This is a genomic window from Mycobacterium cookii, assembly GCF_010727945.1.
Taxonomy (GTDB): domain Bacteria; phylum Actinomycetota; class Actinomycetes; order Mycobacteriales; family Mycobacteriaceae; genus Mycobacterium; species Mycobacterium cookii.
On record NZ_AP022569.1, the window covers coordinates 3,864,775 to 3,891,039 of the forward strand.

Consider the following 26,265-nt stretch of genomic DNA (forward strand, 5'->3'; position numbering starts at 1 on the left):
GCGACGTCCGTCACATAGGGTGAAGTCATGCCTAATCTTTTCGACCTACCCGGGCAGGCAGTGGCCAAGGTTGCGCAGTATGCCGAGCGCGGCGCATCTGAGTTGCACTACCTCCGCAAAATCATCGAATCGGGCGCGTTCCGGTTGGAGAACCCGCTGAACTATGCCGCGATGGCCGCTGACATCGCGAAATGGGGCGAGATCGGGATGCTTCCGGCGTTCAACGCCAGGCGCACCCCCGACCGCGCGGCGATCATCGACGACGAAGGTTCGTTCACCTACCAGCAACTCGACGACGCCGCGAACGCTGTCGCGCACGGGCTGCTGGACAAGGGTGTGCGCGGCGGCGACGGCGTCGCGATCCTGGCGCGCAACAATCGCTGGTTCGCCGTTGCGCAGTACGGGTGCGCGCGGGTCGGTGCCCGCATCATCCTGCTCAACAGTTCGTTCTCCGGCCCGCAGATCAAGGAGGTCTGCGAGCGCGAAGGCGCCAAGCTGATCATCTACGACGACGAATACACCGACGACGTCAGCAAAGCCGATCCGGAGCTGGGCAAGCTACGCGCACTGGGCACCAACCCCGATGGCGAGGATTCGGGCAGCACCGACGAAACACTGGCCGACGTCGTCAAGGCCAACAGCACATCGCCGGCCCCCAAGGCCAGCAAGCACTCCTCGATCATCATCCTGACCAGTGGCACCACCGGCACCCCGAAGGGCGCGAACCGCAGCCTGCCGCCGACCTTGGCGCCGATCGGCGGGATCCTGGCCCATGTGCCGTTCAAGGCCAACGAGGTGACGTCCCTGCCGGCGCCGATGTTCCACGCCCTGGGGTTCCTGCACGCCACCATCGGAATGTTCCTGGGCTCGACGCTGGTACTGCACAACAAGTTCAAGCCGGCCCAGGTCTTCGAAGACATCGAAAAGCACAAGGTGACGGCGGTTGTCGTGGTTCCGGTGATGCTGTCGCGGATGCTCGACGCACTGGAGAAGCTGGACAGCAAGCCCGATCTGTCCAGCCTGCGGATCATCTTTGTGTCCGGCTCGGCGCTCGGCGCCGACGTGGCCGAGCGGGCACTCAAGGACCTCGGTCCGGTGGTCTACAACATGTACGGCTCCACCGAGATCGCGTTCGCCACCATCGCCGGGCCTGAGCATCTGGAATACAACTCGACGACTGCGGGTCCCGTCGTCAAAGGCGTCAAGGTCCGGATCTACGACGACAACGGCAATGAGTTGCCGCAGGGCGAGGTGGGCCGGATCTTCGTCGGCACCAGCTTCCCGTTCGAGGGGTACACCGGCGGCGGCAACAAGCAGATCATCGACGGGTTGCTGTCCTCGGGCGACGTCGGATACTTCGATGATCGTGGCCTGCTCTATATCAGCGGCCGTGACGACGAGATGATCGTGTCCGGTGGCGAGAACGTCTTTCCCGCCGAGGTCGAGGACTGCATCAGCGGACATCCCGACGTGGTCGAAGCCACCGCGATCGGTGTCGAGGACAAGGAGTGGGGCCACCGACTGCGTGCCTTCGTCGTCAAGAAGGACAACACGGACCTCGACGAGGACACCGTCAAGAAGCACGTGAAAGACCAACTGGCCAAGTACAAGGTGCCGCGCGAAGTGATCTTCCTCGACGAACTGCCGCGCAACCCAACCGGCAAGATCCTGAAACGAGAACTGCGCGAGATCGACGCCGACTAGCGCACGCGCCCGCGAATCAGAAGCCACGGTTGCTGTTTGGTGAGTATCGCAGCCTGGACTTCTGTTTCGCGGTAAGTGTGTCCCCTCACCCGTCGAATCCTGTTGCGCCGTCCAGCTGTTCGCGCAGGATGTCGAGTTGCCCGGTGTGCCGGGCGGTCTCCTCGATCATGTGAACGTAGATCCAGCGAAGCGAGACGCTGCCGAAGTTGACATGCGGCACCCCGTGATCGAGTGGATAGCGCGCGGCGATGCGCCGGGACTCCTCGCACTGGCTCTGGTACTCGGCGACCAGTGTGGACAGCGATTCGTCGGGCAGGAACGCGAATTCCCAGGACCGCTCGTGCGGGCGATGGTTGTGGTTGCGCTTTCCCTGCAGAAGCTGGTAGAACCAGCCGTATTCCGCCCAACGCATGTGCTTGACCAGCCCGCCCACCGATGTACCGGACGCGACCATCGGACGACGGGCATCGGCGTCGGAAAGCCCAGATACCTTGCGCACCACGATGTCTCGGTAGTCGTCGAGGAAAGCATCCAGGGTGGCGCGCTCGTCGGAGGGCTGCTGATGGCGACGATCGGGACTCTGCGTGTCTGACATGTCCGCGAAGCTAGCACCGCGAGCCTTCCGGGCGATCAACGCCCGTTGCGGATGCTCCGGGTTATCTCCGCGGACAGCTTCGGGTCGGTAAGCAGCAGCTCGATGAGCGCGGAGATGACTTCTTGTCCGGTGACGCGGGCGAATCCGAGCCGGTCGGCGGCCTCGCGCTGCCAGATATCGAGGGCCCGGTGGGTGGCCGGGGACAGGTCGACGGTGCGCCTGATGCGTTGGCCGCGCGGCTGCTTTCCCGGCTTGTGCTCGACGTTCTGCCGGATGCTCGAGAAGCGTTCGGTCTCCGCCGAGGCGTCGGCGCGCGTCGGCGGTGTGGACCGGAACGACGGCGAGCTTGGTTCCATGGGCCTGGACGACCTCCGGTTGGCGAGGTTTCAGTAGATCAGGACTTAAGTATGTCCCGGCCACGCCGTCTCGTGCATCGCGTGTCTGCCGGACGGCGTGTCCTCGGGCTTCCGGCGTCGTTGGCGTCGCGCCGGGGCGGGCCAGCTCGATCGGCGATTTTCCGTAGTTGCCGATAGGTGCGATAAAGCGACACGAAACACTAGGTGTTCTGCCCGTTCAATCATTCGCCGTATCGAGTAAATCAGCGCGGTGGCGAAAGACGCTGATCCTTATTTGCGTAACTGCGGAGATACTGATATCAGTAGACGGTGAGACTACCTTTAAGCTGTATTGATCGAGGTTCCGTGTCTACTGATATCCGTATATTTGGACATCCTTAATTACGTGAAATGGTGCGCGAGTAAGCAACTCGTCGACATATAGATTTAAATCTATGGGTTCGCTATGACTAGTGAAATACGGTATTCTCAGTGTTATCAGCAGGGCAATTTATCATTTGCTAAGTATCGCCATTTAGCGTTTATGTTGTTCAGCCACCAGATGACGAAGGAGCTTCGACGATGTTGAGTTCACTGTCTTCAGCCCGCCGGGTCGCCGTAGGCGCCATCGGCGCGAGCGCGGTGGCCGGCGCAATTCTGTTCGGTGCCACTCCTTCGGCCCCTGCGGCCAATGCGTCGCCCGCCATCACCCCCATCGCGCCACTGCCCGATCGCCCGGGCCCTGGCGGCCCTGGCGGCCACGGCGGCGGCGTTGGTGGCCATAACGGAGGATTCGGTGGTCACGGCGGAGGCATCCGCCGAGGGGGCTGGGGCCCTGGCGGCTACGGCCGCGCCGGCTGGGGCCGCGGGGGCTATGGCCGCGGCGGCTGGGGCGGGGGTAACCGCGGTTGGTGGGGCTACGGCGGCCACCCAGGTTGGGGCAATGGTGGTTTCGGCCCGCCAGGACTGGGTTATCGGCCCTGGGGCTTCGGAGGCCCGGGTTGGGGTCCAAACGGCTGGTGGCGATGAACCCAGCCGACTGAGGGGACAGGCTAGCCCCGCCTCTTGCGCATGACGGGGCTAGCCGCCCTCTCCTCAAAGCAATCCACGCCGATCCGAAAGCCTGCCGGGTCGGCGTGGATTTTTGTGTGCTGTCGCCAGGTCTACGGATCGCGGGGCAACCCGAGCAGTCGCTCGGCGATGATGTTGAGCTGTACCTCTGACGTGCCGCCGTAAATGGTGGTGGCCCGACTGGACAGCAGGAAGTCGTCCCACTTGCCCGGCGGCGTGTCCTTGTCGCCGATCGCCGCATCGGACCCGAACGAGGACACCGCGAACTCGGCGTAGCCCTGTCCGGTCCGCATCGACAACAGCTTGGAAATCGCCGCCGATGGCATGGCGTCACCCCCGGCCAGCGTCAACAATGTGGAGCGCAGATTCAGCAGTTTGGCCGCATGTCCTTCGGCGATCAGCTGCCCGGCCCGGTGGCGCGCGACCTGGTCGAAGTGCCCATCGCGGACGAACTCGACGAGCTGCGGCAGGCTGGCCAGGAAGTTCAGATCGCTACCGCCGATCGAAACCCGTTCTGCCGTCAACGTGTTGCGGCTGACCTCCCAGCCACGGTTCACCTCACCGAGCACGTACTCGTCGGGCACGAACACGTCGTCGATGTAGACGGTGTTGAAGAACTCCTGCCCGGTGAGTTCGCGTAGCGGCTTGACCGTCACGCCCTCGCTCTTCATATCGAGCAGGAAGTACGTGATCCCATTGTGTTTCGGCGCGGACGGGTCGGTGCGGGCCAGCAGCGCGCCCCATTGGGAGAACTGCGCGGCCGTCGTCCAGATCTTCTGCCCGCTGATCCGCCATCCGCCGTCCACGCGGGTGGCCTTGGTGGTCAGGCCGGCGAGGTCCGAACCGGCGCCGGGCTCGGAAAACAACTGGCACCAGATCATCTCGCCGCGGAACGTCGGCGGCAGGAAACGTTGTTTCTGTTCGTCCGTGCCGAACGCCACGATCGACGGGACGATCCACGCCGCGATGCCGACCTGCGGTCGCTTGACCCGCCCGCCGGCGAACTCCTGAGCGATGATCACCTGCTCGACCGGGCTGGAGGCCCGGCCCCACGGCTTCGGCAGGTGCGGCAATACCCATCCGCCTTCGGCGAGTGCGACCGTACGGTGCTCGCGGTCCATCTCCTTGAGTGCGGTGACCTCGGAACGGATTTCGGCCCTGAGCTTTTCGGTGTCGGGGTCCAGGTCGATGTCGATCGGGCGCATCCCGGTGGTGGTCGCGGTGTGCACCACCTTCTGCGGGTATTCGGAAGCGCGCCCGAACCCGGCGGCCAGGATCAACGCGCGGCGGTAGTACACATTCGTGTCGTGCTCCCAGGTGAATCCGATACCACCGTGCACCTGAATGCAGTCCTGGGTACAACGCTGGGCCGCGGCGGGGGCCAGCGTGGCCGCCACTGCCGCAGCGAATTCGACGTGCTCGCAGTCGTCGTCGATGGCGCGGGCGGCGTCCCACACGGCGGCGGTGGCCCGTTCGGTGTCGGCGATCATCTCGGCACACTTGTGTTTGACGGCCTGGAACTGCCCAATCGGCCTGCCGAACTGTTCGCGGATCTTGGCGTAGTCAGCGGCGGTGTCGGTGGCCCACCGGGCGACGCCGATCGCCTCGGCCGACAACAGCGTGGTGATCAACGCCTGCGCCCTGACCATGCTGAGGTTGCTCAATACGACGTCGTCTGCGACCTCGATCGCATTGGCCCGCACATGGGCGATCGGTCGCAGCGGGTCGACGCTGACGACCGGCTCGATCTCGAGCTGATCGGCGCGCAACACGACCCACTCTTCGCCGCTGTCGATCGCCACCGGCAACACCAGCAGCGACGCCTCACCGGCGGCGGGCACCGCCCGGACCTCGCCCCGGACCACCAACGCGTCACCTTGCCGCGTCGCCGTCAGCGTGGAGTCCAGCGCGTAGGCGGCGATGGCCTCACCCGATGCGAGCTCGGCGAGCACCTTGGTGTCGGGGTCGTGCGCGGAGATCAGCGCACTGGCGATCGCGGACGGGACGAACGGGCCGGGCACCGCACCGTAGCCGAATTCAGCGAGCACGACGGCGAGCTCGAGGATGCCAAAGCCTTGCCCACCAACGGATTCGGCCAGGTGCACACCAGGCAGACCCTGTTCGGCGGCGGCCCGCCAATACGGCGGCGGATTGTCGATCGGTGTTTCCAGCGCAGCGTGCAGGACCTCCGACGGCGCCACCCGCGCCACCAGGGACCGAACCGAATCGGCCAGGTCTTGATGCTCAGAATTGATAGCGATCGGCATTGGTCGCCTTCCTTGGTTCTGCCTCGGGCCAGGTTCGGCCCAATCTCCTCAATCTAATAACCGGTGGGTTGGTTGACCACATGGGCCAGCGACTCGCCGTCCCTGAGCCGTCGGCAGTTGGCGACGGCTTCGACGAGATAGCGCCGCATGGTGTCGACGGTGTACCAGGTGACGTGCGGCGTCAGCACCACGTTGTCGAGCCTGAGCAGCGGGTTGTCCGGTGACACCGGTTCGACGTCGAACACGTCGAGGCCGGCGGCGGCCAGCCGGCCGGCGCGCAACGCATCGACCAGAGCGCCCTCGTCGACGATCGCGCCACGCGAGGTGTTGACGAGTACCGCACCGGGTTTCATGCCGGCCAGCGCGACCTCACCGAGCAGCCCGTGCGTGTCCTCGGTCAGTGGCAGATGCAGCGACACGATGTCGCTGCCGGCCAGCAGTGCCGGCAACGGCCGCCAGCCGGGCAGGCCGTCGTCTCGTGTGCTGGTGTGCAACACCGTGGCGCCCATCGCGGCGACGATGCCCGCGACGTGCTTGGCAACGTTGCCGTAGCCGACCAATCCCACGGTGCAGGCACCGATGTCGCGGACGGTCTCGCCGAGTTGTGGGTCGGACGGCCAGCCGCGGCCTTCGCGGGTGGCGCGGTCCAGCGCCGGCAGCCGGCGCAGCGCGGCCAGCATCAGCAGCACCGTCCCTTCGGCCACCGACGGCGCGTTGGCGCCGGGCATGTTGGCGACGGCGATGCCGCGCTCGGTGGCCGTGTCGACGTCGATGGTGTTGACCCCGGCGCCGAACTTGTGGACCAGCCGCAGTCGAGGCGCCCGTGCGAGGTCGGCGCCGGAAAGGGGCCGCAGCACATGCCAGATGACGTCGGTCTGAGGCAGCTCCCGGTGAAATGCGTCTTGCGACTCGACAGTGTCGTCGTCGGCGCACCAGCGGATATCGAGCCAATCAGATTCGGCTGCAACAAAATCCAGCACCTTGGGACCGGGAACGAAATGGGCGAGGACTCTCAGCGCCACCGTTTGGCAATCCATTTGGCGATTGTGTCAGCCTGCTCGCTGCGCGCACCCGGGGTGGTGAAGTAGTGGTCGGTGTTGATCGAGCACAGCGATTTGTCGGTGGAGGCCAGCGCGTCGTAGATGCGCTGGGCGTCCGACGGGAACACACCGGTGTCGGCTTCGGCGTTGATCACCAAGGCAGGGCAGGTGATTCGGGTCAGGTGCGGCTCGGCCCGGGTCTGGGCGGTCCGCAGGCTCCACATCGCCAGCCAACTGCGCAGCGTGCAGGCTGCGGCGATGCCGTGCGCCGAACGGTTGGCCTTGGCCGGCAGACCCGCGTAACAGAGGTTCGGCTGCCGGGTGGTGGGCTCGATGGTCGGATCGACCATCCGCGGATCGGCCCACGTCCTCATCACGGAGAATGGGCGATCGGAAAACCCAGCCGCCCGAACACGTTTCAACTCCGTTTCGACCCAATCGGTGATGGCGTTGTTACGGGCGACCTGCGCTGCCCGGTATCGCTTCAGGAAGTCCGGCGAGTACGGCGGCCCGTTGCGTTCGATGAACAGGTCGAGGTCGGGATCGGAGGCGACCGGATCGTTCTCGTCGACGACGGCGGCGTCCATCCAGGCGGTCAACACGTCCGGACGGCCCGGATGCGCTGCGCTGGCCACGTAGCCGTCGGCTGGCAGCAGATCGGTGAGCCCCGCCGCGGGCCGCATGCCGGCGACCGCGGTCACGTGTGGATCGACGGCCTGTGCCTGGTAGGCGGCCATCAACGAACCACCCCCAGAATTACCCAGCAGCACAACGGTTTCCACTGATTGCGTGTCTCGCAACCAGTGAACCCCGACGCCGATGTCGACCAGCGCATGGTCGAGCAGAAAGCTGTTCTCGAACCCGCGGAATCGGGTGTTCCAGCCGAGGAATCCGATGCCGCGAGTCGCAAGGTAGTCCGCGAGATAGTGCTCGGAGAAGTCGATTTGGTAGTGCGTGGCGATCACCGCGACCTTGGGTTTGCGCCCCACTCCGCGGTGATAGAGCCCCTGGCAGGGATGGCCGCCCGCACCGGCGCGCCGCCCGGTCGGCGACGCTAGGCCGATGAATTCACGGACAACCCCGGGGGTACCTGCGGCACGACTCACTCAGTGGTCCTCCTTGTAGTAAATGGCTCGGTAGAAGATATTGGCCAGCGTCGTGATGCAGGCTTCGTCGTCCGGCGTTCCGGGGCCGGTCAGCTGCAGGTAGCAGAACTGGTTCAGCATCGCCACGATCGCGACCGCAATCAGCTGCGGGTCGTCGCTGGGACAATACCCGTCAGATTGTGCGCGCCGCACCATCTCGGTGATGAACGATGTTGGTATAGAACAGATTTCAGCCCAATACCCGGCAAAGTCGTCGTTGACCATTGCCAGCTGCGACACGCTGACCATCTCCGCCAAGAGGTCCTTATAGGTGTGCCAATGTGCTGCCGCGGCCAACTGGACGCGCTCTTGATTCGACAGCCCGTGCCGGGTGACCGTTTGCGCCCGCTCGTTGACGTCGTCGCGGAACCGCAACGCCCACTCGCGGACCATCGCCTCTTTGGAGTCGTAGTAGTTGTAGAACGACGCCGTCGACCGCCCTGCCTCGGCGGCGATGTCGGCGATGGTGGCGGCCAGGATGCCTTTGCGGGCGATCACGCTGCGTGCCGCGGTGTCGATGGCCGCCCGGGTACGGCGGCCACGGTTCGTCGGCAGCGGCGCCCGCCGGGCAGGCGGATCGGACACCGTGGACACCGACGACCCTCCCTCGTAGCGGCGCATTTTCTGGAACGAACCTGAACCTGATGTTAGATTCAGATCCTGATCTGCGCCACGGAACGCGCGCCGACGACGATGCCGAGCGAAGCGAGGAAGAGGAGCGGCGCTCATGACGGCAGCCGACGACGATGCCGAGCGAAGCGAGGAAGAGGAGCGGCGCTCATGACGGCAGCCGACGACGATGCCGAGCGAAGCGAGGAAGAGAAGCGGCGCACATGACGAGAGCCCGCGGATGATCAAGCCGCACAATCGCAATTCCGAGTTCGAGCTCGGCGGGATCAACCACGTCGCGCTGGTCTGTTCGGACATGGCGCGGACGGTGGACTTCTACAGCAACGTGCTCGGCATGCCGTTGATCAAATCGCTGGATCTGCCCGGGGGACTCGGACAGCACTTCTTCTTCGACGCCGGCAACGGAGATTGCGTGGCGTTCTTCTGGTTCGCCGACGCGCCCGACCGGGTGCCCGGCCTTTCGTCGCCGGCCGCCATACCCGGGATCGGTGAAATCGTCAGCGCGGTCAGCACGATGAACCACCTGGCGTTTCACGTACCCGCCGAGAAGTTCGACGCCTACCGTCAGCGGCTCAAGGAAAAGGGTGTGCGGGTCGGCCCGGTGCTCAATCACGATGAGAGCGAGCGGCAGGTCGCGGCGGCCGTGCACCCCGGTGTCTACGTTCGGTCGTTCTACTTCCAGGACCCCGACGGAATCACCCTGGAATTCGCTTGCTGGACAAAAGAATTCGGTGAGAGCGACACTCGAGCCGTGCCGAAGACATCGGCCGACCGCCGTATCCCGGCCCCCCGCTAGCCGCGCAACGGCTCAGTCGCGATACAGGCCCGGGTCGGCGAGCTCGTCAAGTAGAGACGCGAGCTGGTCGACCAGCTGATCGGCGTCGAGTCGCACTTCGCCGGTCAGCCAGGCCCCGATCGTCTGCGCCACTCCGCCGACCACGAAGTGCGCGGCGGCCTTGATCCGGTCGTTCTCCGGCATCCGTAGGGCGTTTTCGACGTGGCGGCCGGACAGCATCGCGAACAGCGCGCTGGATTCGACGCGCTTGCGGACGATGACGGCGTTGGTCAGGTGCGCACTGAACAGCAGGCGTCCCACTCGCGGGTCCCCGCCGATGGTCCGGAGGATGTCGGTGATGAGGGCACGGGTCTGCTCCGCCGGCGGTGCGGCCGCCACCGCGGCCTGCGTCGTCGCAGCCAGGTCGGCAATCACCCAGTCGAACACCGCCGCGACGAATTCGTCTTTGTCGGCGAAGCTTTCGTAGAAATAGCGTGCGGCCACGCCTGCCTGCCGACAGACCCCGCGCACCGTCAGCTCCGCGGCGTCCGCCCGGTCGGCTCCTAGCAGATCGAGGCCGGCTTCCAGCAGCCGTGCCCGGCGTGCGGCCAGACGGTCGGCGGCGTCGACGCCGCCATAGGGCCGCGCGCTCGTCGTCGGGGCATTGGCCATGAAGATCATCTTGACACCCGCGGCCGCCGCCTGGCAATATCAGGAAACAGGCGTTCTCAGATTTAGGGTCAGGGGTGCGATGACGGTCAGTGAGCCAATCAGCCATGTCGATCGCACGCTGAGCGATCCGCCGATACGTCGGCCGCGGCCGGGCGGACGCCTCGACGATCAGCTGATGGGGATGGCGCTGCTCCTCGGCCCGGCCAACGTGATCATGGAACTGGCGCTACCAGGTGTCGGTTACGGCGTGATGGAAAGCCGCGTCGAGGGCGGCCGCATCGACCTGCATCCGATCAAGCGGGCACGTACTACGTTCACCTATCTGGCGGTGGCGATGGCGGGGACCGACACGCAGAAGGAGGCGTTCCGCCGCGCGGTCAACGGTGCGCACGCCCAGGTGTACTCGACCCCGGACAGCCCGGTGCAGTACAACGCGTTCGACCTCGATCTGCAGTTGTGGGTCGCCGCCTGCCTCTACAAGGGCGGCGTCGACTTTTATCGCACCTTCGTCGGCGAGATCGATGAGCAGGACGCCGAGGAGCGCTACCGCGAAGGCATGGTGCTTGGCACCACCTTGCAGGTGCCCCCGGAGATGTGGCCGCCCAATCGAGCCGCGTTCGACCGCTATTGGCAGGAACAGCTCGACAAGGTTCACATCGATGACGCCGTTCGCGAGTACCTCTACCCGATCGCCGTCGGCCGCATCCGGGGACTGCCGGCGCCCGCGTGGCTGCGCCGGCTGCCGGAGAGTCTGAGCTTGCTGATCACCACTGGCTTTCTGCCGCAACGCTTTCGCGACGAGATGCACTTCGAGTGGGATGCCGCCAGGCAGCGGCGCTTCGACCGGCTGATCGCGGTGCTGCGGACGGTGAACAACGCGATGCCGCGGTTCATCCGGCGATTCCCGTTCAACGTGCTGCTGTGGGACCTGGACCGCCGGATCAAGGCCGGCCGGCCATTGGTCTAGCGGCGCAAGCGAATACCCCCTACCCGAACCGGGTCTTGTCCTACGACATGACGTCGTATTGACTGCCGTCCGTGGCGGAATTCGGCAACGTTGAGCGGGCGTAGGGTCGGTTTTTGTGCGTACACATGACGACAACTGGGACATCACCACGAGCGTCGGTTCGACCGCGTTATTCGTGGCCACCGCCCGAGCATTGGAGGCGCAGAAGCCCGACCCGCTGGCTGACGACCCCTACGCCGAGATCTTCTGTCGTGCGGTCGGCGGCAGCGCCGATGCCGTAGAGTAAGCGCTAATGACATTCATTTTCAACAAGCCGAGGCGTGAGCGTTGCGAGAAACCGGTTCGTCGCCTCGTATCCAAAAGCAGTCGCCCACAGGTTGTCATGCGGACTGACCTGCGACGGTTGGGCTTTCGTGCCTGTGTGACCGAAGCCGTCCGTCGCGGCGATAGGTGCGTCTCGACACTTAGCTTGTGCAATGCTAACTTCGCCCGAAGTTAGCTTAGGCAACACTACGTCCGAAGGGGAGTCAGAGGCGTGGAAACCGTGGAGACCGGCATCGTCGCCACCCGGCCGGTCGCGGTCCGGGTGGACGGTGACACCGCGAGCCGATTCGCGACGTGCTGCCGTGCGCTCGGGCTGACCGTCTACGACCGCACCCGCCCAGCAGACTTGGCCGCTGCCCGCTCCGGGTTCACCGGCCTGGTCCGCATCGCCCACGACCAGTGCGACGCCTGGGTCGGGCTGGCTGCCGCCGGCGACACGTCGACCCGTGTGCTGGAAGCGATTTCGCAGAACACGGCGACGGCCGGACTGCTGCAGCGGCACGTGGAACTGGCGCCGGGCGTGTTGGGATTCCACTACGACACCGGCCTGTACCTGCGGTTCCGCGCGAGCGAGCCGGACGACTTCCACCTCGCCTACGCCGCGGCCCTGGCCGCCGACGGACGATTTGCTGAGGCCCACCAACTGGTCAGCGAAGTCAGCCAGCGCCGGCCGAGCTCGCGGGAGGCGCGTTGGGTCGCGGCGACCGTTCAGTACCGCGCAGAGCGATGGGCTGACGTCGTCAAGCTGCTGTCGCCGATCGTCAACGACCCCGACCTCGACGACCACTACGCGCACGCCGTCAAGATCGCCCTCGGGGTGTCGCTGGCCCGGCTGGGGATGTTTGCTGCGGCGCTGGCCTATCTTGAAGAGCCGGACGGCCCGATCGCCGTCGCCGCGGTCGACGGCGGGCTCGCCAGGGCGCTGTCACTACGTGCCGACGGCGACGAAGACACCGCCCGCGAGGTGCTGCAGGACCTCTACGCGGCCAACCCGGAGCACGCTGAGGTCGAAGAGGCGCTCACCGACACCAGCTTCGGCATCGTGCCGACCACCGCGGACCGCATCGACGCCCGCGTCGACCCGTGGGATCCGGCCACCGAGCCCAAGCCCGGTGATTTCGTGGATCCCGGCGCCCAGGAACGTAAGGCCGTGCTGCTGGCCGAGGCCGAGCGCGAACTCGACGAGTTCATCGGCCTGGAGAAGGTCAAGGACCAGGTTGCCCGGCTGAAGAGTGCGGTGGCGATGGAGTTGGTGCGACGAGAACGCGGCCTGGAGGTCGCACAGCGGACCCACCACTTGGTGTTCACCGGTCCGCCCGGAACCGGCAAAACCACCATCGCCCGCGTGGTGGCCAAAATCTATTGCGGCTTAGGCCTTTTGAAGAAAGAAAACATCAAAGAGGTGCACCGCGCCGACTTGATCGGTCAGCACATCGGTGAGACCGAAGCCAAGACCAACGCGATCATCGACAGCGCCCTGGACGGCGTGCTGTTCCTCGACGAGGCCTACGCGCTGGTGGCCACCGGGGCCAAGAACGACTTCGGTCTGGTGGCCATCGACACGCTGCTGGCCCGAATGGAAAACGACCGCGATCGGCTGGTGGTGATCATCGCCGGTTACCGCGCCGACCTGGACCGATTCCTGGACACCAACCAAGGTCTGCGATCGCGGTTCACCCGCACCATCGACTTCCCGTCGTATCAGCCCCCCGAGTTGATCGAGATCGCGAACTTCATGGCCACCAGGCGCGACAGCACATTCGAGCAGGCGGCACTCGACGACCTGGAATCGCTGTTCGCTCACCTGGCGAGCATGACCAAAGCCGATTCGACCGGTGTCGAACGGCGCGGTCTGGACATCGCCGGCAACGGTCGATTCGTCCGCAACGTCGTCGAAAAGTCGGAAGAGGAACGGGAATTCCGGTTGGACCACTCCGAACACGCGAAAACCGGTGAATTCACCGACGAGGAGCTCATGACGATCACCGCCGCCGACGTCGCCAACACGGTGCCGCCGCTGCTTGAAGGCCTGCGGCTGGAGACGCCGGCATGACCGCCCCCGAAGGCGACGACCGCCGCTCGTTCGCGTCGCGCACTCCCGTCAACGACAACCCCGACAAGGTCGTCTACCGCCGCGGGTTCGTCACCCGTCACCAGGTGACCGGATGGCGATTTGTCATGCGCCGCATCGCTTCCGGCGTCGCGTTGCACGACACCCGGATGCTCGTCGACCCGCTGCGCACCCAGACGCGTGCGATCCTGATGGGCGTCATCGTGCTGATCACCGCGCTGGTCGGCTGCTTCGTCTTCTCGCTGATCCGGCCGAACGGATCAGCCGCCAGCAAAGCGGTGCTGGCCGACCGTTCGACCTCGGCGCTGTACGTACGGGTGGGCGATCAGCTGCACCCGGTGCTGAACCTGGCCTCGGCCCGACTGATCGCCGGCCGACCGGACAATCCGACAACGGTGAAAAGTGCTGAGCTGGACAAGTTTCCGCTCGGCAACCTGATCGGCATCCCAGGCGCACCGCAGCGGATGGTGCAGAACACCCGCAAGGACGCCGACTGGACGGTGTGCGACGCCGCCGCCAGCGGTGTGACGGTGATCGCCGGCGCCCTCGACAGCTCCGGTGCCCGCGCGAAGACTCTGGCCGGCGGCAACGGCGTGCTGGTCAGCAACGCCGCCGGCGGCTGGCTGCTGTGGGACGGCCGGCGCAGCCGGATCGACCTGGCCGACCACGCGGTGACCAACGCGCTGGGTCTGGGCTCGAACATCCCCGCGCCGAGGCCGGTCGCCGTCGGCTTGTTCAACGCGATCCCGGAGGCGCCGCCGCTGACCGTGCCCGTCATCCCGGACGCCGGCAGCCCCGCTCGCTTCCCCGTTCCCGCGCCGATCGGTGCAGTCGTCGAATCTCATGGGCTGGAAAGCGTTTCGGGCAACAGCGCGCTGTACTATGCGGTGCTGCCCGACGGCCTGCAGCCGATCTCGCCCGTTCTGGCGGCGATCCTGCGCAATTCGAACTCCTACGGCCTGGACCAGCCACCGCGGCTCGGCGCAGACAAAATCGCCAAGCTGCCGGTGTCGAAGGCGCTGGACACCAGCCGGTACCCCGAGCAGCGGATCACTCTCGTCGACGCCTCGCACGATCCGGTCACCTGCGCGCACTGGAACAAGGTGGCCGGAGCAAGCACGAATTCGTTGACGTTGCTGACGGGTTCGGCACTGCCGATTCCGGACGCGGTGCACACCGAGGACCTCGTCGGCGCGGGCAATGGCGGCACGGCAAGCCGGGTCGCGATGACCCCTGGCCAGGGATACTTCACCCAAACCGTCGGGCAGGGTTCGTCGTCACCGGCCGCCGGCTCGCTGTTCTGGGTCTCCGATACCGGGGTCCGGTACGGCATCGACAACGAAGCCGCGCAGGCCGGGCCCACCGGGCAGTCGAAAACGGTTGAGGCACTTGGCCTGAGCTCGCCGCCGACACCCATTCCGTGGTCCATCCTGTCGCTGTACGCGCCCGGACCGACGCTGTCGCGTGCCGACGCGCTGCTCGCTCACGATGGACTGGCCCCCGACTCTCGACCTGGCCGCACCTCAGCCGAAGGGCAAACCCGATGAGCCGCTTGATCTTCGAGGCCCGCCGCAGGCTGCCCTCGCCGGTGACCCGCAAGGGCAGCATCAACATCGAAGCGCCGCCCGAATTGCCCCGGGTTATCCCGCCGTCGCTGCTGAAGCGGGCGCTGCCGGTCGTGATCGTCTTGCTGATCGTCGGAATGATCGTCGCGATGGTGGCCACCGGGATGCGACTGATCTCGCCGCAGACCCTGTTCTTCCCGTTCGTGTTGCTGCTGGCCGCCACCGCGTTCTTCCGCGGCGGAGACAACAAGTCGCGTACCGAAGAAGTCGACGCCGAACGTGCCGACTACCTGCGTTACCTGTCGGTGGTGCGGGACAACATTCGCGGCCAGGCAGCCGCGCAACGCGCCGCGGCCGAATGGTCGCACCCCGACCCCGCGGAGTTGGCCGCGATTCCGGGATCGCGCCGGCAGTGGGAGCGTGACCCGCGCGACGGCGACTTCCTGGTGGTGCGGGCGGGCGTCCACACCGCGACGCTGGACACCGCGCTGCGGGTCAATGACATCGCCGACGAGGTCGACCTGGAACCGGTGTCGCACAGCGCATTACGCAGCCTGCTGGACACCCAGCGCACCGTTCACGATGTGCCGACGGGTATCGATCTGACCAAGGTGTCGCGGATCACCGTGCTCGGCGACGACGAAGAGGTGCGCCCCGCTTTGCGTGCCTGGGTCGCTCAGGCGGTGACCTGGCACGACCCGACCGTGCTCGGCGTGGCGGTGGCCACGCCGAATCTCGAGTCGCCCGATTGGTCGTGGCTGAAATGGCTGCCGCACGTGGACATCCCGGCCGAGATGGACGGTGTTGGACCGGCTCGCTACTTGTCCAGCAAGCCTGACGAGCTGATCGCACTGCTGGGGCCGGCGCTGACCGATCGGCCCGCATTCACCGGCGGACCTTCTGATGCGTTGCGGCACTTGGTGATCGTCGTCGACGACCCGGACTTCGACCTGGGCGGCTCGCCGCTGGCCGCGGGCCGGGCCGGTGTCACGGTCATCTACCGGTCGACCAACGCGCCGCATCGCGAACAGTATTCCGACCCTGAGCGACCGATCCTGCGCATCGCCGACGGCGCGATCGACCGGTGGCAGACCGGCGGCTGGCAGCGCTACATCGACAGCGCCGATCAGTTGCGATCGGAAGAGGCGGTGCATCTGGCTCGACGGCTGTCCCGGTGGGATTCCAACCCGACGCACAGCGGACTGCAGTCGACCGCCACCCGCGGCGCCACGTTCTCCACGCTGCTGGGAATACCGGACGCGTCGCGGCTCGACGTCCCGACGTTGTGGGCGCCGCGACGCCGCGAGGACGAGTTGCGGGTGCCGATCGGTGTGACCGCGACCGGCGAACCGCTGATCTTCGACCTCAAGGACGAGGCTGAGGGCGGCATGGGGCCGCACGGCCTGATGATCGGTATGACCGGTGCCGGCAAGTCGCAGACGTTGATGTCGATCCTCCTGTCGCTGTTGACAACTCACTCCGCCGAGCGGCTGATCGTGATCTATGCCGACTTCAAGGGTGAGGCCGGCGCCGACATCTTCCGCAACTTCCCGCAGGTCGTCGCGGTGATCTCCAACATGGCCGAGAAGAAGTCGCTGGCCGACCGGTTCGCCGACACGCTTCGCGGCGAGGTTGCCCGGCGGGAGATGATCCTGCGCGAGGCCGGGCGCCAGGTTCAGGGCAGCGCATTCAACTCGGTCACCGAATACGAGAACGCCATCGCCGCGGGGCACGACTTGGCGCCGATCCCGACACTGTTCGTCGTCGCCGACGAATTCACGTTGATGCTGGCCGATCACCCCGAGTACGCGGAGCTGTTCGACTACGTTGCGCGTAAAGGCCGCTCGTTCCGCATCCACATCCTGTTCGCCTCGCAGACCCTGGACGTGGGCAAGATCAAGGACATCGACAAGAACACCTCGTACCGAATCGGTCTGAAGGTGGCCAGCCCCGCGGTGTCGCGCTCGATCATCGGTGTGGAGGATGCCTACCACATCGAGGCCGGCAAGGAACACAAAGGCGTGGGCTTCCTGGTACCAGCTCCCGGTGCTGCTCCGATCAAGTTCCGCAGCACCTACGTCGACGGCATCTACGACGCTCCGCAAGCGCCGAAAACACTTGTGGTGTATTCGGTTCCCGAGCCGAAGCTGTTCAGCGCGGCCCGGGTCGAGCCCGACCAGACCACGATCATCGCCAAGAACGGTCACGACGAACCGGTCGCCCCTTCGCGCAAGCTGATCGCGACGATCGGTGACCAGCTCGCGCGTTACGGCCCGCGCGCGCCAGAGCTGTGGCTGCCGCCGCTCGACGAGGTCATCCCGCTGAGCAAGGCGCTGGCGCGCGCCGCTGTGCCGCGCGGCGAATGGCGTTGGCCACTGGGTGAAATCGACAAACCGTTCCAGATGCGTCGCGACTCGCTGGTGTTCGACGCGAGGTCGGCGGCGGGCAACCTGGTCATCCACGGTGGAGCGAAGTCCGGGAAATCGACTGCCCTGCAGACGTTCATCTTGTCCGCGGCGAGCCTGCATTCGCCGCGCGAGGTGAGCTTCTACTGCCTCGACTACGGCGGTGGGCAGCTGCGGGCGCTGGAAGACTTGGCGCACGTCGGCAGCGTTGCGTCGTCGCTGGAACCCGAGCGCATCCGCCGGACCTTCGGAGAACTCGAGCAGCTGCTGCGGTCTCGTCAGCAGCGCGAGGTGTTCCGCGACAAGCAGGGGCCCGACGACGGGTTGGGCCAGGTGTTCCTGGTCATCGACAACCTGTATGCGTTCAGCCGCGACAACACCGACCAGTTCAACACCCGGAACCCGTTGCTGAGCAAGGTGACCGAGCTGGTGAACGTCGGACTGGCCTACGGCATCCACGTCGTCGTCACCACGCCCAGCTGGCTCGAGGTCCCGCTCGCGATGCGGGACGGCCTGGGGCTGCGGCTGGAACTCAAGCTGCACGACGCACGCGACAGCAACGTCCGGGTGGTCGGCGCACTGCACCGGCCGGCCGAGGCGGTGCCCGCCGACCAGCCGGGTCGTGGTTTGACAATGGCGGCCGAACACTTCCTGTTCGCGGCGCCCGAGCTGGACCAGATTCCGGCCATCAACGAGCGCCACTCGGGGCTCAGCGCACCGCCGGTGCGGCTGCTGCCGACCAACCTCGCGCCCCTCGCTCTCGGCCCGGCCTACGGCGGCGACGACCGGATCGTCATCGGCCAGCGCGAAGAAGACTTGGCCGCGGTCGAACTCAACTTCGCCGAGAACCCGCTGCTGATGGTGTTGGGCGACACCAGGTCCGGCAAGACCACGCTGTTGCGCCACATCATCCGGACCATTCGGGACAACTCGACCCCCGACCGGGTGGCGTTCACCGTGCTGGACCGCAGGCTGCATCTCGTGGATGAGCCGCTGTTCCCCGACAACGAATACACCGCCAACATCGACCGGGTGACACCGGCGATGCTCGGGCTGGCGGCACTCATCGAGCAGCGCCGCCCACCGGCCGGTTTCACCACGGCACAGCTCAGCGGCTGGTCACTCGAGGGTCACACGCACTACCTGATCATCGACGACGTCGACCAGATCCCGGACACTCCGGCGATGACGGGCCCGTACGTCGGGCAGCGTCCCTGGACTCCGCTCATCGGATTGCTCGCGCAGGCAGGTGATCTCGGCTTGCGGGTCATCGTCACCGCGCGTGCGACCGGCGCCGCTCACGCGCTGATGACCAGCCAACTGCTGCGTCGTTTCAACGACCTTCAGGCGACGACGCTGATGTTGTCGGGCAATCCGGTCGACGGCGGCAAGGTGCGCGGTCAGCGTTTCGACCGGCTGCCCGCCGGTCGGGCCATCCTGCTCACCGACAGCGACACACCGACTTACGTGCAATTGGTCAATCCGCTCGTCGACGAAAGCGTGGCTGTCGATGGTCGGTGAGTCACATCGAAAGGGGTATCTGTCATGACACTACGAGTAGTCCCCGAAGGTCTGGCCTCGGCCAGCGCCGCGGTCGACGCGATCACCGCGCGGTTGGCTGCCGCGCAGGCGAGTGCGGCCCCGGCGATCACCGCCGTCGTGCCGTCGGCAGCCGACCCGGTCTCACTGCAGACCGCCGCCGGCTTCAGCGCCCAGGGCAGTGAGCACGCCGCCGTGGCCGCCGAAGGGGTCGAGGAACTCGGCCGCGCGGGAGTGGGTGTCGGTGAATCCGGCGTGAGTTACGCCGCGGGTGACGCGGCCGCCGCATCGACCTACCTGGCCGGCTCCTGACAGTGACCGCGCCGGTGTGGATGGCTTCGCCGCCTGAGGTGCACTCAGTGCTCCTCAGCAGCGGTCCTGGACCCGGGTCGCTGTTGGCGGCCGCCGGGGCTTGGACGTCGCTGAGTGCTGTATATGCCTCAGCGGCAAGTGAACTCACCTCACTCCTGGGCGCGGTGCAGGCAGGTGCGTGGGAAGGACCCAGTGCCGAGCAATATGTGAGCGCACACGTGCCGTATCTGGCTTGGCTGACCGAAGCCAGCGCAAACAGTGCCAGTGCGGCCGCCCAGCACGAGGTTGCGGCGGCCGCCTACACCAGCGCGCTCGCCGCGATGCCGACGCTTGCCGAACTGGTCGCCAACCACGCCATCCACGGGGTGTTGATCGCGACGAACTTCTTCGGCATCAATACGATTCCGATCGCGCTCAACGAGGCCGACTACGCCCGGATGTGGGTTCAGGCGGCGACCACGATGGTCACCTATCAGGTGGTGTCCGGGACGGCGCTCGCATCGGCTCCGCGCACCGACGCAGCGCCGCCGGTGCTCAAGACGAACAATGCAGCGGCGGCCGCGGCCAATCCGCCGTCGTCGGGGAACTTCCTCACCGATATCTTCAACCAACTGCTGCAACTCATCCAGGACCCGAGCGGGACGATCAGCTCGATCCTGGCCAACCCGGCGCAGTGGTTCCCGCTGCTGTTCTTTATCGCCTACGAGGCGTTCTTCATCCCGTTCGGTACTACGTTCTGGTCGGTGCTACTGAGTTCCCCGGCGCTGATACCGCTCATCCTCGGCCTGGCGCTCGGCATTCCGGCTTTCCCGGCGCAGCAACCTGTCGAGCTGCCCGCCGTCGCGGTGCCCGGCATGCCGGGCGGACAGAACGCCGGGCTGCCGGCGGCCGCCGTGACGCCGACGACCGTCGCATCGGGTGCGATGGCACCGTCGAGCTCTCCGGTGGGGACTGCCGCGGCCGCCCCGGCCGCCGCGCCGGCGACCGCGGGCTTCGGCTATGTGGTGGGTGGCATCGGCCCGGACGACGGGCCCGGCCCCACGTTGATCGATCGCGACGAGAGCAAGGCGCCGGCGAGTTCCATCGCCGCAGCGGCCGCGGTCAGTGCGGTGAGCCGCGACAAGACGCGGACTCGGCGACGGCGCCGCACCGAAATACACGATCACGCAGACGAATTCGCCGACATGAATGTCGAGGTCGATCCGGATTGGAGCGCGCAGGCCGACAAAGAGCCGGTCGCCGCGGCCGTCGCCTCGGATCGCGGCGCGGGGCCGCTGGGCTTCACCGGCACGGTGGACAAAGAGGCCGTCGCCGCGGCGACCGGACTGGCGACGTTGAACGGCAACGGTTTTGGTAGTGGACCGACGATGCCGATGGTGCCGGGCACATGGGGGCCCGACGCACTGGAAGGAGAGGGGGACGACAGCTGAGTGTGTTCGTGTCGCAACGGTAATCAATCGACGAAAGGATTTCAGGGATGAGCATGTTGGATGCGCATATTCCGCAGTTGGTGGCGTCGCAGTCGGCGTTTGGTGCCAAGGCGGGGTTGATGCGGTCGACGATCGGTCAGGCTGAGCAGGAGGCGATGGCGTCGCAGGCGTATTTCGCTGGTGATGGTGCGGCGGCGTTTCAGGCTGCGCATGCGCGGTTTGTGGCGGCGGCGGCGAAGGTGAATGCGTTGTTGGATATCGCGCAGGCCAATCTTGGTGATGCGGCGGGCACGTATGTGGCTGCCGACAGTGCTGCGGCGAGCAGCTATCCGGGCTTCTGAGTTCGACGAAAGGGTTGTGTGATGTCGCAGATCATGTACAACTATCCGGCGATGATGGCCCATGCGGCCGATATGGCCGGGTATGCGGGCACGTTGCAGAGTTTGGGTGCCGATATCTCCAGTGAGCAGGCTGCGTTGCAGGCCGGTTGGCAGGGTGATACCGGGATGAGTTATCAGGCGTGGCAGGCGCAGTGGAATCAGGCGATGGAGCAGTTGGTGCTGTCGTATCGCGCGATGGCCGGCACGCACGAGAACAACACCACCTCGATGCTGGCTCGCGACCAGGCCGAAGGCGCCAAGTGGGGCGGCTAGCTCGCTCCACGGCATGGGTCGCAGGACGGATTGTTTCGCGCTAGATGACTGCCAAGCCCAACGCCGTCGAGCTCACTGTCGATCAGGCGTGGTTCATCGCCGAAACCGTGGGAGCGGGAACGTTCCCATGGGTTTTGGCGATCACCACGCCATACAGTGATGCCGCGGAGCGGGGCGCGTTCCTCGATCGCCAGAACGCCGAACTGGCTCGGATGGGCATGATCTCGGCCGACGGCGCGGTCAACGCGGCAGTGGCCGACTGGATCCGGGTGGTGTGTTTCCCGGAGCGGTGGCTGGACCTGCGCTTCGTGGGGCCGGCTGCCGCCGGCGGTAGCGACGAACTGTTGCGCGGCATCGTCGCGCAGCGTGGCGGCAAAACAATTGTCGCCCTGCGCAACGCGCAGCTGGTGACGTTCACGGTGATGGACATCCACGACGCCCGCGCCCTGGTGCCGGTGCTCGGCGTCGGGCTGGCGCAGCGCGCACCGGCCCGGTTCGACGAATTCAGCTTGCCCGCCCAAGTCGGCGCGCGGGCCGACGAGCGACTGCGTAACGGCGCATCGCTCACCGAAGTCCTTGACTACCTTGGCATTCCGAAGTCCGCGCGCGCTGTGGTCGAATCGGTCTTCACCGGACCGCGCAGCTACGTGGAAATCGTGGCCGGCTCTCACCACGACGGCCGGCATGCCAGCACAGAAGTGGGCATGAGCATCGTCGACACCACCGCGGGCCGAGTACTGGTCAGCCCATCGCGCGCGTTCGACGGCGAATGGATCTCAACGTTCAGCCCCGGAACCCCGTTCGCCATCGGCGTCGCGGTCGAGCAGCTCACCGGGCAGTTACCGGACGGCCACTGGTTCGAGGGGAACCGGCTGTCCAGGGATTTCAGCACCGAGCCCAACACGCAAGCCGTGTAACCCCTTCTAGAACATCAGCAATTCAAGAGAAAGAGAAGCAATGTCGCGCAGAAGCTCGAGGAGTCAGTGATGTCCAGCGCCGTGATACCCATCGTGCGGGTCGCGATCCTCGCCGACAGTCGGCTGACCGAGATAGCACTGCCCGCCGATCTTCCGCTGCGCGACATCCTGCCCGCAGTGGAGCGTCTGGTGGTTCCTACCGTCTCCGATGACGACGTCGCAACACCCGTGCGGCTCAGCCTCGCTCCGATCGGCGGTGCGCCGTTCAGTCTCGACGCCAGTCTGGGAACGGTCGGCGTCGTCGACGGCGACCTGCTGGCGCTGCAGCCGGTGCCGGTCGGGCCGGCCGCCCCGGGCATCGTCGAGGACATCGCCGACGCGGCCGTCATCTTCTCGGCCTCGCGGTTGAGGCCCTGGGGCACTGCGCAGATCCAGCGTGGGGCGGTTGCGGGTCTCATCGGATTGCTCTGGGCGGCAACGGGTCTCGGTGTCACCCATCGGCTGATCACTGGCTCGCCGGTCGGGCTCTTCGCCGTCGCGGCACTCGCCGTGCTCAGTGTGGTCGCCGGCTTGGCGGTGCGGTCACCGCGTGCCGCCGCGGCGCTGTCCGCCGCCGCGTTGGTGCCGCTCGCCGCGGCGCTGATCCTGGCGGTGCCAGGCAGCTTCGGCGCGGCGCAGGTGACGTTGGCTGCCGCCGGCGTCACCGCGTGGTCGTTGATCAGCTTGATTCTTCCCCGTCGCGAAAGCGACAGCGCTATCGGGCTTTTCACCGCAACCGCAGTCGTGGGTGCGGGTGTGCTCGTCGCCGCCGGTGTGAAATCGCTTTGGCAGCTGCCGTTGCTCAGCCTGGGCGCCGTGCTGATCGTGGTGGCCCTGCTCGTCACCGTCGAGGCCCCGCAATTGTCCGCGCTGTGGGCGCGCTTCCCGCTGCCGGTCATCCCGGCCCCCGGTGACCCGACTCCGTCGGCGCCGTCGTCTCGGGTACTCGCGGACTTGCCGCGGCGAGTCCGGATCAGCGACGCGCACCAGAACGGGTTCATCGCGGGCGCCGTATTACTCAGCGCGCTGGGGTCATTGGCGATCGCGTGGCAGCCGCATACCCTGTCCGGCTGGGGCTGGTATGTCGTCGCGGCCACCTCGGCCGCGGCGGCGCTACGGGCGCGGGTGTGGGACTCGGCCGCATGCAAGGCGTGGCTGCTGGCTCAGCCGTATCTGGTGGCCGCCGCGCTCGCGGTGCTCTACACCGCGACCGCGCATTACCTGGCCGCGCTGATCGCCGTGGTGGTCCTTGCCGCCTTGGTCTCGGCGTGGCTGGTGGTCGCCGTGAGCCCGTCGATCGCCTCGCCGGACAGCTACTCGCTGCCGCTGCGCAGGCTGGTGGGATTCGCCGCGTCGGGTATCGACGCGTCGTTGATCCCGGTGATCGCTTACCTGGTCGGTATCTTCGCCTGGGTGCTCAATCGATGAGCTCTCCCCGCACTCGCCGATCCGGTTGCCTCGCAGCGATTCTCGTCGCCGCGCTGTGGACCTGCCCGCCCGCTGGGGCGATCAGCCGCCCGCAGGTCGACCCGGGTGCAGCGCCGCCGAACGGCGCGCCCGGACCGGTTGCGCCGATGGAGAAGAACGGCGAGTGCAGTGTGACCGGTGCCGTCGCGGGTACCGACTTCAGCGCTGCGGCGCCGAGTCAACAGCTGCTGGATCCGTCTGCGGCATGGCGGTTTTCCCGCGGCGACGGGCAACTCGTCGCGGTCCTGGACACCGGAGTGCGGCCGGGACCGCGGCTACCCGGTGTGCAACCGGGGGGTGACTACATCGAGTCGACCGACGGCCTCACCGACTGCGACGGACGCGGGACAGCGGTTGCCGGCCTGATCGCCGGTCAGCCCGGTAACGACGGCTTCGCCGGGGTCGCGCCTGCGGCCCGGCTGGTGTCGTTGCGTGTGACGTCGGCGAAGTTCTCGGCGCGTACCCCCGGCGGCGACCCCGCCGTGGCGCGGGCCACCGTCGACGTGACCGCGCTGGGCCGGGCGATCGTGCACGCCGCTGACCTCGGAGCCCGGGTGATCGTGGTCTCGGGCATCACCTGCCTGCCCGCCGACCGCAACATCGACCAGGGCGCGCTGGGTGCGGCCATCCGTTACGCGGCGGTCGACAAGGATGCGGTGATCATCGCGGCAGCGGGCAACACCGGCTCCAACGGAACGGGATTCGGCGGAACAGCGTGTGATTCGAACCCGCTCACCGACTTGGGTCGCCCTGACGATCCCCGCAACTGGGCGGGTGTGACGTCGGTTTCGGTGCCGTCCTGGTGGCAGCCGTACGTGCTGTCGGTGGGTTCACTGACACCCAACGATCAGCCGTCGAAGTTCACCATGGCCGGCCCGTGGGTGGGTATCGCCGCGCCAGGGGAGAACATCGTTTCGGTGAGCAACCGTGACGACGGGGGACTGGCCAACGGGCTGCCGAACGAGCACCAGCAGTTGGTGCCCCTGGTCGGAACCAGCTATGCGGCCGGATATGTCGCAGGTGCCGCTGCGCTGGTCCGCAGCAAGTACCCGGATTTGAACGCCACTCAGGTGATCCATCGCATCACCGCAACCGCTCGCAACGGGGCACGCGCGCCGTCCAACGTCGTCGGCGCCGGCACCGTCGACCCGGTGGCGGCGCTGACCTGGGAGCTGCCCGCCACGAATACCGATGCATCGCCGGTGAAACACGTTGCGGCGCCACCGGAACCGGCGCCGAAGAGCCCCGTCCCGCGAATCGTCGCGTTCGGCGGGACCGCCGCGTTCATCTTGGCCGTCGTAGCCGCCGCCACGATCGCCGCACGACGACGAAAGGAAGCCTCGCTATGAGTGCGCCTCAATCGGTATCGCTGCCCACCGGACGGATCAGCCTGGTGTTGTTGGCCGTAACGGCGGCCGCTTTCGCCTTCCCGTGGCATTCCGTCCGGGAGCGTTGGGTGCTCGGCGTCGCCATCGCCGCGGTGATCGTGCTGGTGGCGCGGTGGCGCGGACTGGCTGCCACGACGATTCTGCGTCGCCGACTGGCGATCTTGCGCCCCAACCGGGGCATTCGCCGGGCCGACGACTCGGTTACCGACGTGCGGACGACCGCGCTGCTGCGCGTGACGCCGCCGTTGTCCGATGCCGACGCGCTGCCGCTGCCGCTGATCGCCGGCTACGCCGAACGTTACGGCCTGCACGCGCATGCCATTCGGGTCACCAGCCGCGACAGCACATCCGAGGTCGGCACCCGAGAGCGTGAGACCTGGATCGGCGTGACCTTGTCGGCCGCAGCCAATCTCGCGGCGCTGCAGGCCCGTTCGCCGCAGATCCCGCTTCAGGAGACCGCCGAGGTGGCGGCTCGTCGGCTGGCCGACCACCTGCGCGAGAGCGGCTGGACGGCATCCCTCGCCGCCCCCGACGACGTTCCGACGCCCTACCCGCGGTCGGCCCGCGAGACTTGGTCGGGAATCAGCCTGGGTAGCACGGATTACATTGCCGCACATCAGGTCAAGGTCGACACGGCGTTGCCGAACACGCTCGCGGCGATCTGGTCGTATCCGGTCCGCGAGGTCTGGACGGTACTCGAAGTCGCCGGTGCCGGCGCCGACCAGACCCTGGCCGTCGGGTGCGCGTTCCGCACTGACGCGGCACCCGGCGCGACGGGCCCGCTTCCCGGGCTGATTTCGCAGGCCGGAATTCAGCGTGCGGCGCTGAGCGCTCTGGACCCGTTGTCCGGTCAGCGGCTCGACGGTCACGTCGCGCTGCCCGAGGCGCTGTTGCTGGAGCGGTTGCGCTGGGCCAGTACCGCAGTGCCGCAGCCGCAGGTCATTGCCTAACCGC

Annotated in this window: 22 protein-coding genes and 1 pseudogene; 16 read left to right on the forward strand and 7 right to left on the reverse strand. The window is 66.8% G+C overall.

Annotated features, from left to right (window positions below; translation table 11 throughout):
- The first annotated feature begins 27 nt into the window (after positions 1-27).
- Entirely contained in the window at positions 28-1,704 is a 1,677-nt protein-coding gene (gene fadD2, locus G6N27_RS18210; RefSeq protein ID WP_163778598.1) for a long-chain-fatty-acid--CoA ligase FadD2, read from the forward strand.
- Between the two features lie 85 nt (positions 1,705-1,789).
- Here the strand turns inward: fadD2 and G6N27_RS18215 are convergent, their stop codons facing one another.
- Together G6N27_RS18215 and G6N27_RS18220 are read right to left on the reverse strand one after the other, a co-directional pair.
- Complete coding sequence (locus G6N27_RS18215; protein WP_163778602.1) at positions 1,790-2,299, reverse strand: DinB family protein; 510 nt, start codon at positions 2,297-2,299, stop codon at positions 1,790-1,792.
- Between the two features lie 35 nt (positions 2,300-2,334).
- Complete coding sequence (locus G6N27_RS18220; protein ID WP_163778605.1) at positions 2,335-2,655, reverse strand: hypothetical protein; 321 nt, start codon at positions 2,653-2,655, stop codon at positions 2,335-2,337.
- Between the two features lie 561 nt (positions 2,656-3,216).
- On the opposite strand from G6N27_RS18220, the gene G6N27_RS25550 reads away from it, so the two are divergent.
- Complete coding sequence (locus G6N27_RS25550) at positions 3,217-3,663, forward strand: RNA-binding protein (RefSeq protein WP_163778608.1); 447 nt, start codon at positions 3,217-3,219, stop codon at positions 3,661-3,663.
- 134 nt (positions 3,664-3,797) lie between these two features.
- Here the strand turns inward: G6N27_RS25550 and G6N27_RS18230 are convergent, their stop codons facing one another.
- From G6N27_RS18230 to G6N27_RS18245, 4 genes are read right to left on the reverse strand one after another with little or no spacing between them, the layout of a single operon-like run.
- Positions 3,798-5,972: an acyl-CoA dehydrogenase gene (locus G6N27_RS18230; RefSeq protein WP_163778610.1), complete on the reverse strand. Its 2,175-nt coding sequence runs from the start codon at positions 5,970-5,972 to the stop codon at positions 3,798-3,800.
- A 53-nt stretch (positions 5,973-6,025) separates the two neighbouring features.
- Entirely contained in the window at positions 6,026-6,994 is a 969-nt protein-coding gene (locus G6N27_RS18235) for an NAD(P)-dependent oxidoreductase (RefSeq protein WP_232064666.1), read from the reverse strand.
- Positions 6,985-8,118 (reverse strand): alpha/beta hydrolase, encoded by a 1,134-nt coding sequence (locus G6N27_RS18240; protein ID WP_163778616.1) that lies wholly within the window; start codon positions 8,116-8,118, stop codon positions 6,985-6,987. Before G6N27_RS18240 ends, G6N27_RS18235 begins: the two co-directional genes overlap by 10 nt.
- Positions 8,119-8,778: a TetR/AcrR family transcriptional regulator gene (locus tag G6N27_RS18245; RefSeq protein WP_163778619.1), complete on the reverse strand. Its 660-nt coding sequence runs from the start codon at positions 8,776-8,778 to the stop codon at positions 8,119-8,121.
- Positions 8,779-9,007: 229 nt separating this feature from the next.
- On the opposite strand from G6N27_RS18245, the gene G6N27_RS18250 reads away from it, so the two are divergent.
- On the forward strand, positions 9,008-9,583 hold the full coding sequence (locus G6N27_RS18250) for a VOC family protein (protein WP_163778623.1): 576 nt from the start codon (positions 9,008-9,010) through the stop codon (positions 9,581-9,583).
- A gap of 12 nt (positions 9,584-9,595) precedes the next feature.
- On the opposite strand, the gene G6N27_RS18255 is transcribed toward G6N27_RS18250, so the two are convergent.
- Positions 9,596-10,234 (reverse strand): TetR/AcrR family transcriptional regulator, encoded by a 639-nt coding sequence (locus G6N27_RS18255; protein WP_372512975.1) that lies wholly within the window; start codon positions 10,232-10,234, stop codon positions 9,596-9,598.
- Between the two features lie 79 nt (positions 10,235-10,313).
- Between G6N27_RS18255 and G6N27_RS18260 the strand changes: the two genes are divergently transcribed.
- The 13 genes and pseudogenes from G6N27_RS18260 to eccE all read left to right on the forward strand — a co-directional run bounded on the left by G6N27_RS18260 (position 10,314) and on the right by eccE (position 26,261).
- On the forward strand, positions 10,314-11,201 hold the full coding sequence (locus G6N27_RS18260) for an oxygenase MpaB family protein (protein WP_163778629.1): 888 nt from the start codon (positions 10,314-10,316) through the stop codon (positions 11,199-11,201).
- Positions 11,202-11,316: 115 nt separating this feature from the next.
- Positions 11,317-11,484: pseudogene (locus G6N27_RS18265) on the forward strand (class I SAM-dependent methyltransferase); the annotation flags it as partial.
- A 252-nt stretch (positions 11,485-11,736) separates the two neighbouring features.
- The gene (gene eccA, locus G6N27_RS18270; protein ID WP_163778632.1) at positions 11,737-13,578 is read left to right on the forward strand and encodes a type VII secretion AAA-ATPase EccA; all 1,842 of its coding nucleotides are present in this window, start codon (positions 11,737-11,739) and stop codon (positions 13,576-13,578) included.
- Entirely contained in the window at positions 13,575-15,143 is a 1,569-nt protein-coding gene (eccB, locus tag G6N27_RS18275; RefSeq protein ID WP_163778636.1) for a type VII secretion protein EccB, read from the forward strand. The genes eccA and eccB overlap by 4 nt, the downstream gene beginning before the upstream one ends.
- Positions 15,140-19,087, forward strand: coding sequence for a type VII secretion protein EccCa (gene eccCa / locus G6N27_RS18280; RefSeq protein WP_163778639.1), 3,948 nt, complete (start codon positions 15,140-15,142; stop codon positions 19,085-19,087). The genes eccB and eccCa overlap by 4 nt, the downstream gene beginning before the upstream one ends.
- Positions 19,088-19,111: 24 nt before the next feature.
- Entirely contained in the window at positions 19,112-19,417 is a 306-nt protein-coding gene (locus tag G6N27_RS18285; RefSeq protein WP_163778643.1) for a PE family protein, read from the forward strand.
- A 2-nt stretch (positions 19,418-19,419) separates the two neighbouring features.
- The gene (locus G6N27_RS18290) at positions 19,420-20,847 is read left to right on the forward strand and encodes a PPE family protein (RefSeq protein ID WP_179963299.1); all 1,428 of its coding nucleotides are present in this window, start codon (positions 19,420-19,422) and stop codon (positions 20,845-20,847) included.
- A gap of 47 nt (positions 20,848-20,894) precedes the next feature.
- Complete coding sequence (locus G6N27_RS18295) at positions 20,895-21,188, forward strand: WXG100 family type VII secretion target (RefSeq protein WP_163774934.1); 294 nt, start codon at positions 20,895-20,897, stop codon at positions 21,186-21,188.
- Between the two features lie 21 nt (positions 21,189-21,209).
- Positions 21,210-21,500: a WXG100 family type VII secretion target gene (locus G6N27_RS18300; RefSeq protein ID WP_163778650.1), complete on the forward strand. Its 291-nt coding sequence runs from the start codon at positions 21,210-21,212 to the stop codon at positions 21,498-21,500.
- Positions 21,501-21,544: 44 nt separating this feature from the next.
- Positions 21,545-22,417: an ESX secretion-associated protein EspG gene (locus G6N27_RS18305; RefSeq protein WP_163778654.1), complete on the forward strand. Its 873-nt coding sequence runs from the start codon at positions 21,545-21,547 to the stop codon at positions 22,415-22,417.
- 69 nt (positions 22,418-22,486) lie between these two features.
- Positions 22,487-23,884 (forward strand): type VII secretion integral membrane protein EccD, encoded by a 1,398-nt coding sequence (eccD, locus tag G6N27_RS18310; protein ID WP_163778657.1) that lies wholly within the window; start codon positions 22,487-22,489, stop codon positions 23,882-23,884.
- The gene (mycP, locus tag G6N27_RS18315; protein ID WP_163778660.1) at positions 23,881-25,272 is read left to right on the forward strand and encodes a type VII secretion-associated serine protease mycosin; all 1,392 of its coding nucleotides are present in this window, start codon (positions 23,881-23,883) and stop codon (positions 25,270-25,272) included. Before eccD ends, mycP begins: the two co-directional genes overlap by 4 nt.
- Positions 25,269-26,261: a type VII secretion protein EccE gene (gene eccE, locus G6N27_RS18320; protein WP_163778663.1), complete on the forward strand. Its 993-nt coding sequence runs from the start codon at positions 25,269-25,271 to the stop codon at positions 26,259-26,261. The genes mycP and eccE overlap by 4 nt, the downstream gene beginning before the upstream one ends.
- Positions 26,262-26,265 lie beyond the last annotated feature (4 nt).

What these genes read in the sequence shown, in the direction of transcription:
- eccE (WP_163778663.1), top strand. Translation starts at nt 25,269, where the DNA reads ATGAGTGCGCCTCAATCGGTATCGCTGCCCACCGGACGGATCAGCCTG.
- G6N27_RS18260 (WP_163778629.1), top strand. Translation starts at nt 10,314, where the DNA reads ATGACGGTCAGTGAGCCAATCAGCCATGTCGATCGCACGCTGAGCGAT.
- G6N27_RS18245 (WP_163778619.1), bottom strand. Translation starts at nt 8,778, where the DNA reads ATGCGCCGCTACGAGGGAGGGTCGTCGGTGTCCACGGTGTCCGATCCG.
- fadD2 (WP_163778598.1), top strand. Translation starts at nt 28, where the DNA reads ATGCCTAATCTTTTCGACCTACCCGGGCAGGCAGTGGCCAAGGTTGCG.
- G6N27_RS18220 (WP_163778605.1), bottom strand. Translation starts at nt 2,655, where the DNA reads ATGGAACCAAGCTCGCCGTCGTTCCGGTCCACACCGCCGACGCGCGCC.
- G6N27_RS18255 (WP_372512975.1), bottom strand. Translation starts at nt 10,234, where the DNA reads ATGGCCAATGCCCCGACGACGAGCGCGCGGCCCTATGGCGGCGTCGAC.
- eccD (WP_163778657.1), top strand. Translation starts at nt 22,487, where the DNA reads ATGTCCAGCGCCGTGATACCCATCGTGCGGGTCGCGATCCTCGCCGAC.
- G6N27_RS18215 (WP_163778602.1), bottom strand. Translation starts at nt 2,299, where the DNA reads ATGTCAGACACGCAGAGTCCCGATCGTCGCCATCAGCAGCCCTCCGAC.
- G6N27_RS18250 (WP_163778623.1), top strand. Translation starts at nt 9,008, where the DNA reads ATGATCAAGCCGCACAATCGCAATTCCGAGTTCGAGCTCGGCGGGATC.
- G6N27_RS25550 (WP_163778608.1), top strand. Translation starts at nt 3,217, where the DNA reads ATGTTGAGTTCACTGTCTTCAGCCCGCCGGGTCGCCGTAGGCGCCATC.
- eccB (WP_163778636.1), top strand. Translation starts at nt 13,575, where the DNA reads ATGACCGCCCCCGAAGGCGACGACCGCCGCTCGTTCGCGTCGCGCACT.
- G6N27_RS18300 (WP_163778650.1), top strand. Translation starts at nt 21,210, where the DNA reads ATGTCGCAGATCATGTACAACTATCCGGCGATGATGGCCCATGCGGCC.
- eccCa (WP_163778639.1), top strand. Translation starts at nt 15,140, where the DNA reads ATGAGCCGCTTGATCTTCGAGGCCCGCCGCAGGCTGCCCTCGCCGGTG.
- G6N27_RS18305 (WP_163778654.1), top strand. Translation starts at nt 21,545, where the DNA reads ATGACTGCCAAGCCCAACGCCGTCGAGCTCACTGTCGATCAGGCGTGG.
- G6N27_RS18295 (WP_163774934.1), top strand. Translation starts at nt 20,895, where the DNA reads ATGAGCATGTTGGATGCGCATATTCCGCAGTTGGTGGCGTCGCAGTCG.
- mycP (WP_163778660.1), top strand. Translation starts at nt 23,881, where the DNA reads ATGAGCTCTCCCCGCACTCGCCGATCCGGTTGCCTCGCAGCGATTCTC.
- G6N27_RS18285 (WP_163778643.1), top strand. Translation starts at nt 19,112, where the DNA reads ATGACACTACGAGTAGTCCCCGAAGGTCTGGCCTCGGCCAGCGCCGCG.
- G6N27_RS18230 (WP_163778610.1), bottom strand. Translation starts at nt 5,972, where the DNA reads ATGCCGATCGCTATCAATTCTGAGCATCAAGACCTGGCCGATTCGGTT.